Raw genomic sequence first — 13,299 nt, forward strand, 5'->3', positions numbered from 1 at the left:
CATGGCTGAGCTGATGCCGCCGGCCACGACGCCCGCCGCCGGCGGCGGGCCCGCGAGCCTGGACATCCGCGTGCTGGGCCCGTTGGAGGTCACCGGCGGCGACGGTCTCCCCCTCCTCCTCGGCGCACCCAAGGTCAGGACGCTGCTGGCCATCCTGGTGCTCGCCGAGGGGCGCCCGCTGACGGCGGCCACGCTGGTCGACCGCATCTGGGGACCGCGCGCACCGGCCAAGGCGCTCGGCTCGCTGCAGGTGTACGTCTCCCACCTGCGGCGGCTCCTGGAGCCCGGGCGCCTCCCCCGCGCCCCGAGCCGGGTGCTCACCTTCGACTCCGCCGGATACCGCCTCACCGTCGCTCGCGAGCGGGTCGACGTCACCCGCTTCCTGGCTCTGGTCGCCGAGGCCGAGCACGCCGCCGATCCCCGTGCCGTGGAGCGGGCGGCGGCCGGGGCCCTCGCCCTGTGGCGCGGCGAGCCGTACGCCGACCTGGGCGGACAGGAGTACGTGGCCGCGGCCGTCGCGCGGCTGACCGAGGCCAGGGAACGCGCCCGCGAGCTGCGTGTCTCGGCCGTCCTGCGGCAGGGGCGGCACCGGGAAGTGGTCGGCGAGCTGGAGGCGCTCACGCACGAGCATCCGCTGCGCGAGCCGCTGTGGGCCCTGCGCGCCCTGGCCCTGTACCGGTGCGGCCGCCAGGGCGAGGCGCTGCAGGTCCTGCGCGCCGTGCGGCGGACGCTGGCCGAGGAGCTCGGCATCGACCCCGGCGACGAGCTGCGCGAGCTGGAACGGCACATCCTCCGCCAGTCTCCCCACCTACGGCCCCCGGGCACCCGCAGCTCGCTGCCGGTCCCCCCTTCGTCCCGGTGCCGGATCCGTTCCCGTCCGCCGGGCCCGCCGGCCGCACCGCCACCCGTTCGCCCCTATCACGGGTGAGTCCGGCATCGGCAAGAGTCATCTGGGCGAACGTCTGGCCGTCCGTGCCGGCGACCGCGGGGTCGCCCCCGCTGTGGCTCTGGAAGCGTCTGCTGGGCCGGCTGATCTCCGCCGGTTTCCTCCCGTTCCGGCCAGCCGCCACAGCGAGGTGATCTCCGCGGCGCGGGCGGCGTGGAGGAGATCGGCGCCGTCCGTCGCCCGTGGATGCCGCGGCCTGGTGTCGATCCTGTCCACCACGCGCAGGCCCGCCGCCTCGATCAGGGCCGGCAGGTGACCCGCGTGGCCTGAGTCCGAGGTGCTCGGCCAGGTCCGACAGGATGAGCCAGCCTTCGCCGCCCGGTCGCAGGTGGGCGGCGAGCCCGTCCAGGAAGCCGTGGAGCATTCGGTCGACGTACTCCCTCCTGACCGGGGAGAAGACGCCGTAGCGTCCAGCACCACGACGAGCCTGCCCAGGACCCGGGCGCGGTCGCCGCGGGCCCGGCGGTGAACGCGGAAGGTCTCACGGGCGTCGTTCCCCGAAGGGACGGGCTTCCGTCGATGCGGCGGCTCATTGCGCGCAGGAGCTGACGTGCGTTGTGGTAGTCGCCTCTCCACAGCAGCGCTGTGCCCTCACGGGCGAGCCGGTAGGCGGTGCCGGCCTTCATCCGGTCGTCCGCGACGACGATCCGCCTGGGTGGCGGGGCGTCGCTCTCGGAGTGCCGGCGGGCGGATCGGGCGATGCGGGATTCGGTCCAGTGGATCGTGGACACGACGTACTCCTCGTGATCGACGTGTGTGGGCACGAAGAGCACTTCGACGAGGAGCACGGCGACTCGCCCGTGCTGCCGCACGGGCGTGGGTGACAGAGCAGGAAGAGTTACCGCTCCCGCGTCGAAGCGCGAGAGGAGGCGTCGCCGAGAACCATTCCGAGCGTCACGATCAGTCCTTCCGCAAAGACGCACACGAGGTTCGCACACCCCGTTGGGACAGGCGAACACGGCCCTGAGAGAACCGGTGACGAGCGGCGGCGGGCTGCGCGGCGCCGACAAATCTTCCACGGCTTTTTGGTCGATCATCACGCCTGCCCGAAGCGAGGGCACTTTGGCAGCGTGACAACCGGAAAGCGCACCGCCATGAAGGACCGGTCGGTGCGGCCATCGCAGAGCAGGGGGTCGTCGATGGGAAACGGGATCAGGGCGCAGGTGTCGGTCACCGGGCTGGGCGCCACCACGCCGCTGGGCGGCGACGTGGCCACCACCTGGGCCGGTCTGCTGGAAGGACGGTCCGGCATCCGCCTGATCGACGACGACTGGGCCGAAAGCCTGCCCGTACGGATCGCCGGCCGGCTGCCGGTGGACCCCGCCGAGGTGCTGGGCCGGGTGACGGCGCGGCGGCTCGACCGCTGCCAGCAGGCCGCGCTGGTCGCCGCACGGGAGGCGTGGGCGGACGCGGGATCGCCCGGCGTCGAGCCCGAGCGGCTCGCCGTCGTGATCGGCACGGGTGTCGGCGGCATGCTGACCACGCTCACGCAGAACGAGATCCTCGAAGGGTCCGGGCCGCGCCGGATCTCGCCGTACACCGTGCCGATGCTCATGCCCAACGGACCGGCGGCGGTCGTCAGCATCGAGCTCGGCGCGCGGGGCGGCGCCCACACTCCGGTGAGCGCCTGCGCGACCGGCGCCGAGGCGATCGCGATGGGCCTGGACCTCATCCGCCTGGGCCGCGCCGACGTGGTCGTCGCCGGCGGGGCGGAGGCGTGCGTCCACCCGCTGACGCTGGCCGGGTTCGCCCAGGCCAAGGCCGTCTCGACGCGCAACGACGCGCCGCAGGAGGCGTCGCGGCCGTTCGACGTGGGGCGCGACGGCTTCGTACTGGGCGAGGGGGCCGCGCTGGTGGTGCTGGAGCGCGCGGAGTTCGCCGCCGCCCGTGGTGCCCGGGTGCACGCCACCCTCGCCGGCGCCAGGGTCACCTCCGACGCCCACCACATCACCGCCGCCGACGCGGCCGGACAGGCACGGGCGATGCGGCTCGCCCTGGCCGACGCCGGGCTGGACGCTCTCGACGTGGGGCACGTGAACGCCCACGCCACCTCCACTCCCACGGGCGACCTGACCGAGAACGCGTCGATCGCCGAGGCGGTCGGGACGCATCCCGCGGTCACCGCGATCAAGTCGATGACCGGGCACCTGTGCGGGGCGGCCGGGTCGCTCGGCGCGATCGCGACCGTCCTCGCCCTCCGCGACGGGGTGATCCCCGCGATCCGCAACCTGGACGACCTCGACCCGCAGGTCAAGCTCGACGTCGTGACCGGCGCGCCGCGCCGGGGGCGGTGGACGGCCGGGCTGGTGAACTCCTTCGGCTTCGGCGGCCACAACGCGTCCCTGGTGTTCACCACCGCCTGAGCGCCCCGCAGCGGGCGCGGCGCAGGCGGAGGCACGGGCTCGCTGGAGAGGCGCGGGCCTCAGATGGGGCCGCGGCCGCCGAAGAGGTCGTCAGGCCAGGGGCTCTCGCTGCCGTCGCCGCTGCCGGACGGGCCGGGTGTGGGCTGTTGTGGCTCGGGCGTGGCGGGCTCGGGCGGCGGGGTGGGGACGAACTGGGTGTTCGGCAGCGGCCGGGGCGGCTCCGGGTCGTCCTCTCCGCGGAACAGCAGCATCCAGGTGACCAGCAGCAACGCGAGCACGAGCGTGGCCAGCAGCGTCGAGGCGAGCACGACCGACCGCCGGGTGCCCAGCGGCGGCGGGGGCGGCGCGGGCGGGGCGGGCAGCGCGGGGGTGCGGTCGCCCAGCCAGTAGTGCGCGAAGTCGGGCCCGTGCCGCTGCCCGATCAGCGTGCCGGACACCGGGACCGGCTCGAGGAACCGCTCGGCTCCCGGGCCGTTCGGCACGTACGGCACGGCCACCCAGGGCGCGGGCCCGTCCTGCATCGCCAGCACGGGCGGCGTGCCGGGGGGCACCCGGCCGCGCACCCGGTCCACCAGAGAGGCGCCCCACCCGCGTACGCCCGTCCGGCCCTGTGTGTCCCTGATCGCGCTGCTTTGCGCGTCCTTGATCGCGGTGACGAACCGGTCCCTGGCCGCGGCGTCGAGGGCGGCGCCGCTGGACAGGACGGCGACCGTCACCACCCGGCCGTCGGGCGCCTGGCCCAGGTAGACCAGCCCGGCCGGGGCCGTCCCCAGACGCGCCTGCAGCACGAACGGCCCCACGTGGGGCGGGTCGCCGTACTGCAGCGGAGTGACCATCTCCCACATCAAAACACACCCCGGTATCCGAGACACCCGGCCGTGGCAGGGGGTGTGGCACGCGCCGGGACGGGCAAATGGGAGAGAAATGGATTCTCCAGCCGAGTCACGATTGAATAACGAGCATGACCGTTGCCGATGAACGCAGTGACCCTGAGCCCGGCGAGGGCGTGACGGAGCAGGAGGAGGACGAACCCCGGCTGGACGCCCTGCGGGAGGCGCTGGCCGAGGTCCGGCGGGTGATCGTCGGACAGGAGCACATGGTCGAGCGGCTGCTGGTGGCGCTGCTCGCCCGGGGACACTGCCTGCTCGAAGGCGTCCCGGGGGTCGCCAAGACGCTGGCCGCCTCGACGCTGGCCACCGTCGTGGGCGGCACGTTCGCCCGCATCCAGTTCACCCCCGATCTGGTGCCCAGCGACATCGTCGGCACCCGCGTCTACCACCCGAGCTCGGAGCGGTTCGACGTCGAGCTCGGGCCGGTGTTCGTCAACTTCCTGCTCGCCGACGAGATCAACCGCGCACCGGCGAAGGTCCAGTCGGCCCTGCTGGAGGTGATGGCCGAGCGGCAGGTGACGCTCGCCGGGCGCACCCACCCGCTGCCCCGGCCGTTCATCGTGCTGGCCACCCAGAACCCGATCGAGTCGGAGGGCGTCTACCCGCTGCCGGAGGTGCAGCGGGACCGGTTCCTGTTCAAGGTGCGTGTGTCCCACCCGAGCGCGCACGAGGAGCTGGAGATCCTGCAGCGGATGAGCGTGCGCCCGCCCGTGCCGAGGCCGGTGCTCGACCCGGCCACGCTGGTGCGGCTGCAGGACTTGGCCGAGGAGGTCTCGGTCCACCAGCTCGTGGCCGACTACGTCGTACGGCTGGTCATGGCCACGCGCACGCCCGCCGACTACGGGCTGGCCGATCTGCAGGACACGATCGAGATCGGGGTGAGCCCGCGGGCGACACTGGGCCTTGTCTCCGCCGGACGGGCCCTGGCCCTGCTGCGCGGGCGCGACTACCTGCTGCCCGACGACGTCCGCGACGTGGCGGTCGACGTCATGTCGCACCGGTTGATGCTCACCTTCGACGCGCTGGCCGACGAGGTGGACCCCGACGACGTCGTACGCCGGGTCCTGCAGGCGGTGCCGCCGCCGCTCGTCGTGTGGAACCAGGGCATGCGATGAGCGGCGGGAACCCCGACCAGGCGCTGCGGCGGCTGGAGCTGACCGTGGTGCGGCGGCTGGACGGGCTGCTGCAGGGCCGCCACCAGGGGCTGATCCCCGGGCCCGGCAGCGAGCACGGCGACACCCGGGTGTATGTGCCCGGCGAGGACGACGTGCGCCGCATGGACTGGGCGGTGACCGCGCGCACGACGGTCCCGCACGTGCGTGACCTGATCGCCGACCGGGAACTGGAGACCTGGGTGCTGGCCGACCTGTCGGCCAGCATGGAGTTCGGCACGGCCGACATGTCCAAGCGCGACCTGGTCGTCAGCGCCGTCGGAGCGGTCGGGATCCTCGCGAGCCGGGTCGGCGACCGGTTCGGCGCCTACATCCTGTACGGCGACGCCGTGCACCGCTATCCGGCCAAGCCCGGCCGGCCCCGGCTGTACGCTCTGCTGCACTCGCTGTTCGGCGCGCCGCCCGCGCAGGGCGCGGTGGACCTCGGGGAGGCTCTGGAGATGATGGCGACGGCGCACCGCAAGCGCGGGCTGCGAGTGATCGTCTCCGACTTCCTCGACTCGCCGGACTCCTGGGAGCCGCCGCTGCGCCGCCTGGCCACGCGGCACCAGGTGCTCGCAGTGGAGATCATCGATCCCCGCGAGCTGGAACTGCCCGACGTCGGGTTCGTCACCCTCGCCGACCCCGAGAGCGGGCGCTCCCGCGACGTCCGCCTGTCGCGCGCGCTCAGGGAGCGGTACGCCGAGGCGGCGGCCGGGCAGCGCCTGGCGACCCGGGCGGCGCTGCGCCGGGCCGGGGCCTCCCACCTGGTGCTGCGCACCGACCGCGACTGGGTGTTCGACATCGCCGAGTTCGTGCTGCGCCAGCGGCGGGCCTCCCATCTGCTGCGCCGGGCCGCGAACAGAAGGGCGGGCGCATGACCTTCCTGTCCCCCGGCTGGCTCTGGCTGTTCGTCCTGGTCGCCGTGCTGGTCGCGGCGTACGTCGCGGCGCAGTTCGCCCGCCGCCGCTACACGGTGCGCTTCACCAACCTCGCGCTGCTGTCGCTGGTGGCGCCCGAGCGGCCCACCTGGCGGCGGCACGTTGCCGCCGTGCTGTTCCTCGTCATGATGAGCCTGCTGGTCCTCGGCGCGGCCCGGCCTGCGGGCGAGGTGAAGGTGCCCCGCGACCGCGCCACCATCATGGTCGCCGTGGACGTGTCGCTGTCGATGGAGTCGTCCGACGTCCCGCCGTCCCGGCTCGTCGCGGCCAAGCAGGCCGCCCAGCAGTTCGTGAAGGACCTGCCCGAACGGTTCAACGTGGGCGTGGTCGCCTTCGCCAGGTCGGCCGCCGTGGTGATCTCCCCGACCACCGACCACGCCGCCGTCAACACCGCGATCTCCACCCTGACCACCCGGCCCGGCACGGCCATCGGCGAGGCCGTGTTCAACTCGCTCGACTCGATCAGGTCGTTCGACCAGCGTGCGGTCACCGATCCGCCCCCGTCCGCCATCGTGCTGCTGTCGGACGGCGACAACACCTCGGGGCGGTCGGTCAACGAGGCCATCGAGGCCTCGGTCGGCGCCAAGGTACCGGTGTCCACGATCGCGTACGGCACGCCCGAGGGCACGGTGACGATCGACAACCGACCGGTGCAGGTGCCGGTCAACAAGACCACCCTGAAGTCGCTGTCGGACGGCACCGGAGGCCGGGCCTACACCGCGGAGTCGGGCAGCGAGCTGCGCGACGTGTACGCGCAGATCGGCACGTCGCTCGGCTACAAGGTCGTGCACCAGGAGATCACCCAGCGGTTCCTCGTGGCGGCGATCGTCGTGGGCCTGCTGGCCGCCGCCGCGGCGATGCTGCTGGGCGCCCGCATCCCCTGACCCCGTCACCCGGGCATTCTGCCCGGCTCGGGACGGGACACCGGGCGGATGCCCGCCATGCACGATGCCCGCCGATTCGCGCGGGGGCCGGGCGAACGCCAGCCCGGCCGCCAGGCACGCCACGGGCACGACGGGGAGCACGTAGCGGTGGTCGAAGTCGAGCACCGCCACCGGTGCGACCAGCAGTGCCACCGCGACCATCCACGGCAGCGCCGCCGTCCGAGGTCGCCGCAGCGCGCCCGCGGCGCCCAGCAGCAGGATGACGGCCAGCATCGGCCCGCGCAGATAGGCAGGGTACTGGTAGGCGATGAGCAGGTCGGCGTACGGCCGGACGGACCGCATCCCGGCGAGATCCGGGTCGTACTCCCGTCTGGCCTGCTCGACGAGCGGTTGATCGGCGGGGATCGGCCAGGTTCCGTGGGTGAAGCCGAACGCGGGGACGGTGCGCGCGGGGTGGGCGACGGGGGTCCAGGCGAACGCGAGCGCGGTGTCCTTCACCACATCGCGCAGGTAGTCCACCGGCTGGGCGGCGATGGCGCGCAGCGCGAAGGCACGCGCCCGGTCGTTGAGCGCGACGTGTCCGCCGGGGAGCCGGTTGAGGGAGGAGTCCTTCGCCCACACGTACTCTCCCGCCGCGTCTGAGACGGTCCCGTTCGGGCACAGCGGCGCGAGATCCGGCGGAGGCTGGATGACCGCGCAGTCCGCGAAGGTCATCGAACGGGCCCACAACGCCACTCCGTCCAGGCCGCCGACGCCGAACCGGCCGTGCACGCCGCCGTACCACGTCGCGTACGCGGCGACCGGCAGCAGCCCGGCCAGGGCCAGCGCGGCGATCCGGCGCCAGGGCACGCGGCGGACGGCGAGCGCCAGCAGGACGAGCAGGATCAGTGGCAGCGCGATCGTGCGGGTGAGGGTAGCGCCCGCGAGGAGCAGGCCGGCGGTCGCGGCGGCGCGCGCGGACGGCACCGGCCGGCGGACCAGCAGGGCCGTGGCGGCGACGACGAGCAGGATGAACAGCGAGTCGGACAGCACCGCATGCTCGAGCCGGAGGAACGACGCGTCGAACAACACCGGGACCGCGGCGGCCACGGCAGCCCAGGCGGGCAGTCCCCTGCCGCGGAGCACGGCGTAGACGGTCACGCCCGTCGCCGGCCCCATCGCGTGCTGCAGCACGACGATCAGCTCGACACTGTGGAAGGGCAGCAGGGCCCGCAGCAGCAGGGGGTATCCGATGGGATGGAACCCCTGCTCGGGCCGCAGATGAACGGCGTTGTGCAGGTAGCTGAACGAGTCGTACCAGTAGAGCCGGGCGGGCGGGTAGCCGAGCATCGTGACCACTCTGAGCGCGGCCGCGGCGGTGAGCACGACCGTGAAGGCCCGGTGGCGCCTCGTCCCGGCGAGCACCGGGAGCAGGGCACGAGCGTATGCGGGCATGAAAAACCCATTCGTTGAGGGGAAATCCGGCAGGGCGGCGCTCGCACGCGACAGCCGGGCATGACTGTGGGCATGGCGGTGGGCATGGCGGTGTCAGCACCTGGCGACCGGCCGGAGAGGGCAGGAATGAGGACCGGGGCGCCGCTACGCCGCCCGCCGCCCGCCGCGCGGGCGCGGGCGCGGAGGGGCACCTGGCGCGGTCCGCGCCCGCGACCGGAGCGCGGACCGCCTGGCTGTGCTCAGGCACGCCGGGATCTCAGGGACGCCGGGATCTCAGGGACGCCGGGATCTCAGGGACGCCGGGATCTCAGGGACGCCGGGATCTCAGGGACGCCGGGATCTCAGTGACGCCGGAGTCTCAGGGACCGTCGGGGCAGAAGGCGTCCGTGGGGCGCGGCCGGGGGTTCGGAGTGGGGCTGACCAGCACGAGCGCCTGCCCGTCGGCGACCATGACCCCTTCGTAGACGTACCAGTCGGCGGGAGCGGACGGCTGTGCGTAGGCGCCGGGTGAGGAAAACCGCGCCCGCAGGCCGCGCTCCCGGAGCAGGGGCAGGACCTGGGCGACGGTCTTGTTGACGTAGTCCACGCAGTGGAAGGGCTGGCCCTCCAGGTCGAAGGACTCCAGGATTCCGTAGCGCTCCCCCGCCCGTGCGGCGCGGCCGAGGTACACGGTCGCGTGCCCCCGGAACCGGACCGGGATGCGGAAGCCGATGGGGCAACCGCCGAAGTGGGCGCACTCGCCGGGTTTCTCGATCGCGGTGATGGCGCTGCGGTCCCTGGTGCCGTCGAGGTAGAACACCTGCCCGGCCGAGGCGGGCGAGACCGGCACGAGCCGCACCTCCACGTCCAGGCCGCGTTCGCGCAGTTCGCGCTGGTACATCGCGGGAGCGGCGAAAAGGTCCCGCACCATGACGACGTAGTGGTCGCCCTCCGACCTGATGTCGAGCGCGGCGGAGGCGGGGGCGGGGCCGAGACCGGCCGCCCCGGGCACGAGCCAGCCCACGGCGAGCAGAACGGCGGTGAGCGAGACGATCGCGGGAACCAGCCGACGGCTGCGCAGGATGGTCCCGGCGGCCCCGGTGACCGCTGCCATCACACGGCGCCGGTCCGCCGGAACCGGGCCGGAGACGATCTCCTCCAGCAGGTCCAGGGCGGCCGGCGTCATCCCCGGGCCGGGGGCAGGAGCGATGCCGGCGACGAGCCGGTGCAGGTCATCGCGGTCGTAGGTCATCATGCCCCTCCTCCCGCCAGTGCGGGCATCCGGACGCCGTACCGGGCCACGTCCACTCCCGCGCGGGTCAGCTCCTTGGTCAGACGCTTGCGGGCCCGGTGCAGCCGGAGGCGGGCGGCTCCGCGCGAGCAGCCCAGCACGGTGGCGATCTCCGCCGATCCCAGCCCCTCCCAGCTCACCAGTGCCAGCACCTCGCGGTCGTCGGGACCGAGGCGCCGGAACGCCGCACGTACAGCGTCGAGATCCTCGTGGTCCGGCGTCCAATCACGGTCGTCCCCTTGGCCGAGTTCCGCGCCGAGCCGCTCCACGAGCGCGCTCCTGCGGGTCTCGGCCCTGCGCCCGTTGGCCAGCACCCTCCGGGCCACTCCGTACAGCCATAATCGGGCCGACGGGCCGGCCGGGACGTCGCCGATGCGGCGCCATGCGGTGGCGAAGGTCTCGGCGAGAGTGTCGGCCGCGTCCTCGGGGGACTCGGTGCGGCGGCGCACGTATCCGAGGAGATCCGCGTAATGCGCCAGATAGATCTCCTCGAAACGACGCCTCAGGTCCGAGCGGGCCACCGATACTCCCCTTTCACCGCTTTCTCCGTCATCTCGTACGTGTCCGGAAGGCCGGAAGTGTTTCAGCCTGTCCCCGGTCCTCGCACGTGCGGAGATCACAGGTCCGCGGCGTTGGTACGTTTGGGCACGTGGCCCATTACTTCGAGGAGAGCCCCCAGGCGGCCAGCCGGCCCGCTTCGGTCGCCCTGGTCCTCCCGGATCTCCACCTGCGCCTGGAGACCGACCGCGGGGTGTTCTCCCCCGAACGGATCGACCCGGGAACCCGGGTGCTGCTGGAGACCGTGCCCCCGCCCCCGGCCGAGGGCGACCTGCTCGACCTCGGGTGCGGATACGGGCCCGTCGCGCTGACGATGGCGTCGCGGGCGCCGAAGGCCACGGTGTGGGCCGTCGATGTCAACCGCCGCTCGGTGGAGCTGTGCGCGCGGAACGCCAGGAGCGCCCGCCTTGACAAAGTAAGGTCGGTTCATGTCGATGAGATGCCGGAGGACATCAGGTTCCGGGCCATCTGGTCGAACCCGGCCATCCGGATCGGCAAGGCCGCGCTCCACGAGATGCTCACCCGGTGGCTCGGCCGGCTTACCCCCGACGGCAGCGCGTATCTGGTCGTGCAGAAGCATCTGGGCTCCGACTCGCTGCAGCGCTGGCTGAGCGACCAGGGCCTGCCCACCTCACGGCTGGCCTCCCGGTCCGCCTACCGTGTGCTGCGGGTCGACGCCCGCCCCGCCGACATCCTGGAGCGAGACCTCCAGGAGCGAGAGAGCAAGGAGCGATGAGCACTCCCAACCCGCGCAGGCAGCTCAAGCCGACCGACGTCAAGCGGCTCAACCGCACCTGGCGCCGCAACACCGAGGGGCGTCTCGCGCTGATCCTCGAGTCGGTGACCGGCCCCTTCAACATCGGTTCGATCTTCCGTACGGCTGCCGCCTTCGGCGCGGAGACGATCTGGCTGGCCGGCAACGCCACTCCGCCCACCAACCCCAAGGCCCAGAAGACGGCACTCGGCACCGACCGGCTGGTCGAATGGCACGAGCCCGTCCCGGTGACCGAGGCCGTACGCGCGGCGAGGGAGGCGGGGTTCCGGGTGGTCGCCGTCGAGCTGACCGGCGACGCCGCCCCCCTGCACGAGGCCAAGCTCGACGGCGACGTCTGCCTGGTGCTCGGCAGCGAGGACCACGGCTGTTCCCCGGCCTGCCTGGAGGCGGCCGACTCGGTGGCCTACATCCCCCAGGTCGGCCGGGTGGGCTCGGTCAACGTGGCCATCGCCGCGGCCATCGCGATGGCGGAGAGCCGGCGGCAGGAATGGGCGTCGTCCCCCGGGCAGCCGCCCGCTGAAACGATCAGCTAAACCACACAGGGAGGCTCGCGGCGCGGCCGCGCCGCGAGCCCCTTCTGCCTACGCCGGCTCAGCCTGCGCGGGGTTAGTTCTGCGCGGCTCAGTTCTGCCCCTTCAGTCGTAGATCCCTGATGCTGTCGTAATTCGGCATGTCGGGGCTGGTCACGGCGGTGGCCGTGCTACCCGGCGGGCTCGGTGGCAGGCTCGGGCGATTGCCTGGTGCCCGCGTCGCCAGGCTGACCAGCGCAGCGCGTGCTGGATCCCAAGCAGCGACGCCGGCAGGTGCTGATCCGCACCGACTCCGGCGGCGGCACCCGCGAGTTCCTGTCCTGGCTGTCCTGGCCCGGGCGGCGACTGTCCTACTCGATCGGGTTCGCCCTCACCCAGGAAGTCCAGACGGCGATCCAGGCTCTGCCCGCACAGGCGTGGACGCCTGCCTAAGACGCCGAGGGGCAGGTCCGGCCGGGTGCGTGGGTGGCCGAGCTGACCGGCCTGGCCAGGTTGGAGGGCTGGCCGAAGGGACGCGCCTGATCGTGCGCAAGGAGCGCCCGCACCTGGGCGCGCAGTTGCGCTTCACCGACATCGACGGGCACCGCTTCACGTGCTTTGTCACCAACACCAAGCGGGGTCAGCTCGCCGACCTGGAGTTACGCCACCGCCGCCGCGCCCGATGCGAAGACCGCATCCGCGGCGCCAAGGACACCGGGCTGCGCAACCTCCCGCTGCACGACTTCACCCAGAACCAAATCTGGTGCGAGATCGTCGCGCTGGCCTGCAAACTCATCGCCTGGATGCAGATGCTCGCCCTCATGGACCGGCCCGCCGCTATGAGCCCAGGCGCCTGCGACTGCGCCTGTTCGCCGTCGCCGCCCGCCTGGTCCGCCGCGGCGGACGCCGGCTACGCCTACGCATCACCGCATCCTGGCTCTGGGCCGGCCAACTGGTCACCGCCATCACCCGGCTCCAGGCGCTCCCGGCACCCACCTGACCAGCGCCAAGCCGCCCCGACGACCAGGAAGGACACCCCCGAGGGCCCGTGGAACCCCGCCCACCCGGCGCGAAAGATCGAGGCTAGAACTACCGCGAGGGTGAGAATCTACGACTGAAGGGACCATAATCACATTCGTAGATCAGTACCAGCCGCATCCTGGAGCCCGTAGACATGTCAACCCAGCATTTCAACTGGGCTGGTTGCCCAGCCGAACTCCCGACCAGAAAACAGGGGTGGTGGTTTGCAGACGTCCGTGATTCCGGATGACGACGAAGTCAGTGGCGTAGGCCTTGCCTTCGGACGTACCCCCATTTATGCGAAGGACTCTTCCCCCGTCCTCACCGGGAATCTCCGACGGCAGTTCATTGGAATCACCCACCGTCGGTTGTGACCCTGGGAAGGCCATGCCTCGCCGTCGCGCGTCATCGATGAGCCTCTTGCACATTTCTTCATCGGCAACGTATGAACTATTGCACAGGAGTCGAAAATCTCTCGAATGCGCCAGCTTATACACAGATCCAAGTACCGCGATGGACTCTGAATGCGACACCTTGGGGTACTGTTCTCCACTTGCA

General features: G+C 72.4%; 11 protein-coding genes and 1 pseudogene. 9 read left to right on the top strand and 3 right to left on the bottom strand.

Annotated elements, in window-relative coordinates; genetic code table 11:
* Window position 1: 1 nt before the first annotated feature.
* Both ACQPZZ_RS21885 and ACQPZZ_RS21890 read left to right on the top strand, forming a co-directional pair.
* Window positions 2-928: an AfsR/SARP family transcriptional regulator gene (locus tag ACQPZZ_RS21885; RefSeq protein ID WP_432921178.1), complete on the top strand. Its 927-nt coding sequence runs from the start codon at window positions 2-4 to the stop codon at window positions 926-928.
* A 1,157-nt stretch (window positions 929-2,085) separates the two neighbouring features.
* Window positions 2,086-3,309 (top strand): beta-ketoacyl-[acyl-carrier-protein] synthase family protein, encoded by a 1,224-nt coding sequence (locus ACQPZZ_RS21890; RefSeq protein ID WP_432921181.1) that lies wholly within the window; start codon window positions 2,086-2,088, stop codon window positions 3,307-3,309.
* A 59-nt stretch (window positions 3,310-3,368) separates the two neighbouring features.
* Here the strand turns inward: ACQPZZ_RS21890 and ACQPZZ_RS21895 are convergent, their stop codons facing one another.
* Window positions 3,369-4,145: a hypothetical protein gene (locus ACQPZZ_RS21895; protein WP_432921184.1), complete on the bottom strand. Its 777-nt coding sequence runs from the start codon at window positions 4,143-4,145 to the stop codon at window positions 3,369-3,371.
* A gap of 125 nt (window positions 4,146-4,270) precedes the next feature.
* Here ACQPZZ_RS21895 and ACQPZZ_RS21900 point away from each other — a divergent pair, with 125 nt between their 5' ends.
* The 4 genes from ACQPZZ_RS21900 to ACQPZZ_RS21915 all read left to right on the top strand — a co-directional run bounded on the left by ACQPZZ_RS21900 (window position 4,271) and on the right by ACQPZZ_RS21915 (window position 8,307).
* Window positions 4,271-5,314 carry an AAA family ATPase gene (locus ACQPZZ_RS21900; protein ID WP_432921187.1) on the top strand — a complete coding sequence of 348 codons (1,044 nt, stop codon included), beginning with the start codon at window positions 4,271-4,273 and terminating at the stop codon, window positions 5,312-5,314.
* Window positions 5,311-6,231, top strand: a complete 921-nt coding sequence (locus ACQPZZ_RS21905; protein WP_363646809.1) for a DUF58 domain-containing protein — start codon at window positions 5,311-5,313, stop codon at window positions 6,229-6,231. Before ACQPZZ_RS21900 ends, ACQPZZ_RS21905 begins: the two co-directional genes overlap by 4 nt.
* A complete protein-coding gene (locus ACQPZZ_RS21910) occupies window positions 6,228-7,175 on the top strand; it encodes a VWA domain-containing protein (RefSeq protein WP_432921190.1) in 948 nt (315 codons plus the stop codon). The genes ACQPZZ_RS21905 and ACQPZZ_RS21910 overlap by 4 nt, the downstream gene beginning before the upstream one ends.
* 688 nt (window positions 7,176-7,863) lie before the next feature.
* Entirely contained in the window at window positions 7,864-8,307 is a 444-nt protein-coding gene (locus ACQPZZ_RS21915; RefSeq protein WP_432921193.1) for a hypothetical protein, read from the top strand.
* A gap of 660 nt (window positions 8,308-8,967) precedes the next feature.
* Here ACQPZZ_RS21915 and ACQPZZ_RS21920 read toward each other — a convergent pair.
* Window positions 8,968-9,843, bottom strand: a complete 876-nt coding sequence (locus ACQPZZ_RS21920) for a hypothetical protein (protein ID WP_432921196.1) — start codon at window positions 9,841-9,843, stop codon at window positions 8,968-8,970.
* A complete protein-coding gene (locus ACQPZZ_RS21925) occupies window positions 9,840-10,400 on the bottom strand; it encodes an RNA polymerase sigma factor (RefSeq protein ID WP_432921199.1) in 561 nt (186 codons plus the stop codon). The genes ACQPZZ_RS21920 and ACQPZZ_RS21925 overlap by 4 nt, the downstream gene beginning before the upstream one ends.
* A gap of 128 nt (window positions 10,401-10,528) precedes the next feature.
* On the opposite strand from ACQPZZ_RS21925, the gene ACQPZZ_RS21930 reads away from it, so the two are divergent.
* The 3 genes and pseudogenes from ACQPZZ_RS21930 to ACQPZZ_RS21940 form a co-directional block, all read left to right on the top strand.
* Window positions 10,529-11,173 (top strand): class I SAM-dependent methyltransferase, encoded by a 645-nt coding sequence (locus ACQPZZ_RS21930; RefSeq protein ID WP_432921202.1) that lies wholly within the window; start codon window positions 10,529-10,531, stop codon window positions 11,171-11,173.
* The gene (locus ACQPZZ_RS21935) at window positions 11,170-11,745 is read left to right on the top strand and encodes a TrmH family RNA methyltransferase (protein WP_432921205.1); all 576 of its coding nucleotides are present in this window, start codon (window positions 11,170-11,172) and stop codon (window positions 11,743-11,745) included. Before ACQPZZ_RS21930 ends, ACQPZZ_RS21935 begins: the two co-directional genes overlap by 4 nt.
* A gap of 255 nt (window positions 11,746-12,000) precedes the next feature.
* Window positions 12,001-12,721, top strand: a pseudogene (locus tag ACQPZZ_RS21940) (transposase); the annotation flags it as partial.
* Between the last annotated feature and the right edge of the window lie 578 nt (window positions 12,722-13,299).

It is taken from the genome of Microbispora sp. CA-135349, assembly GCF_050947365.1.
Taxonomy (GTDB): domain Bacteria; phylum Actinomycetota; class Actinomycetes; order Streptosporangiales; family Streptosporangiaceae; genus Microbispora.

Excerpts from the sequence above, each read along its gene's own strand:
- ACQPZZ_RS21890 (WP_432921181.1), top strand. The coding sequence starts at position 2,086 with ATGGGAAACGGGATCAGGGCGCAGGTGTCGGTCACCGGGCTGGGCGCC.
- ACQPZZ_RS21900 (WP_432921187.1), top strand. The coding sequence starts at position 4,271 with ATGACCGTTGCCGATGAACGCAGTGACCCTGAGCCCGGCGAGGGCGTG.
- ACQPZZ_RS21905 (WP_363646809.1), top strand. The coding sequence starts at position 5,311 with ATGAGCGGCGGGAACCCCGACCAGGCGCTGCGGCGGCTGGAGCTGACC.
- ACQPZZ_RS21915 (WP_432921193.1), top strand. The coding sequence starts at position 7,864 with ATGACCGCGCAGTCCGCGAAGGTCATCGAACGGGCCCACAACGCCACT.
- ACQPZZ_RS21910 (WP_432921190.1), top strand. The coding sequence starts at position 6,228 with ATGACCTTCCTGTCCCCCGGCTGGCTCTGGCTGTTCGTCCTGGTCGCC.
- ACQPZZ_RS21885 (WP_432921178.1), top strand. The coding sequence starts at position 2 with ATGGCTGAGCTGATGCCGCCGGCCACGACGCCCGCCGCCGGCGGCGGG.
- ACQPZZ_RS21935 (WP_432921205.1), top strand. The coding sequence starts at position 11,170 with ATGAGCACTCCCAACCCGCGCAGGCAGCTCAAGCCGACCGACGTCAAG.
- ACQPZZ_RS21895 (WP_432921184.1), bottom strand. The coding sequence starts at position 4,145 with ATGGTCACTCCGCTGCAGTACGGCGACCCGCCCCACGTGGGGCCGTTC.
- ACQPZZ_RS21920 (WP_432921196.1), bottom strand. The coding sequence starts at position 9,843 with ATGATGACCTACGACCGCGATGACCTGCACCGGCTCGTCGCCGGCATC.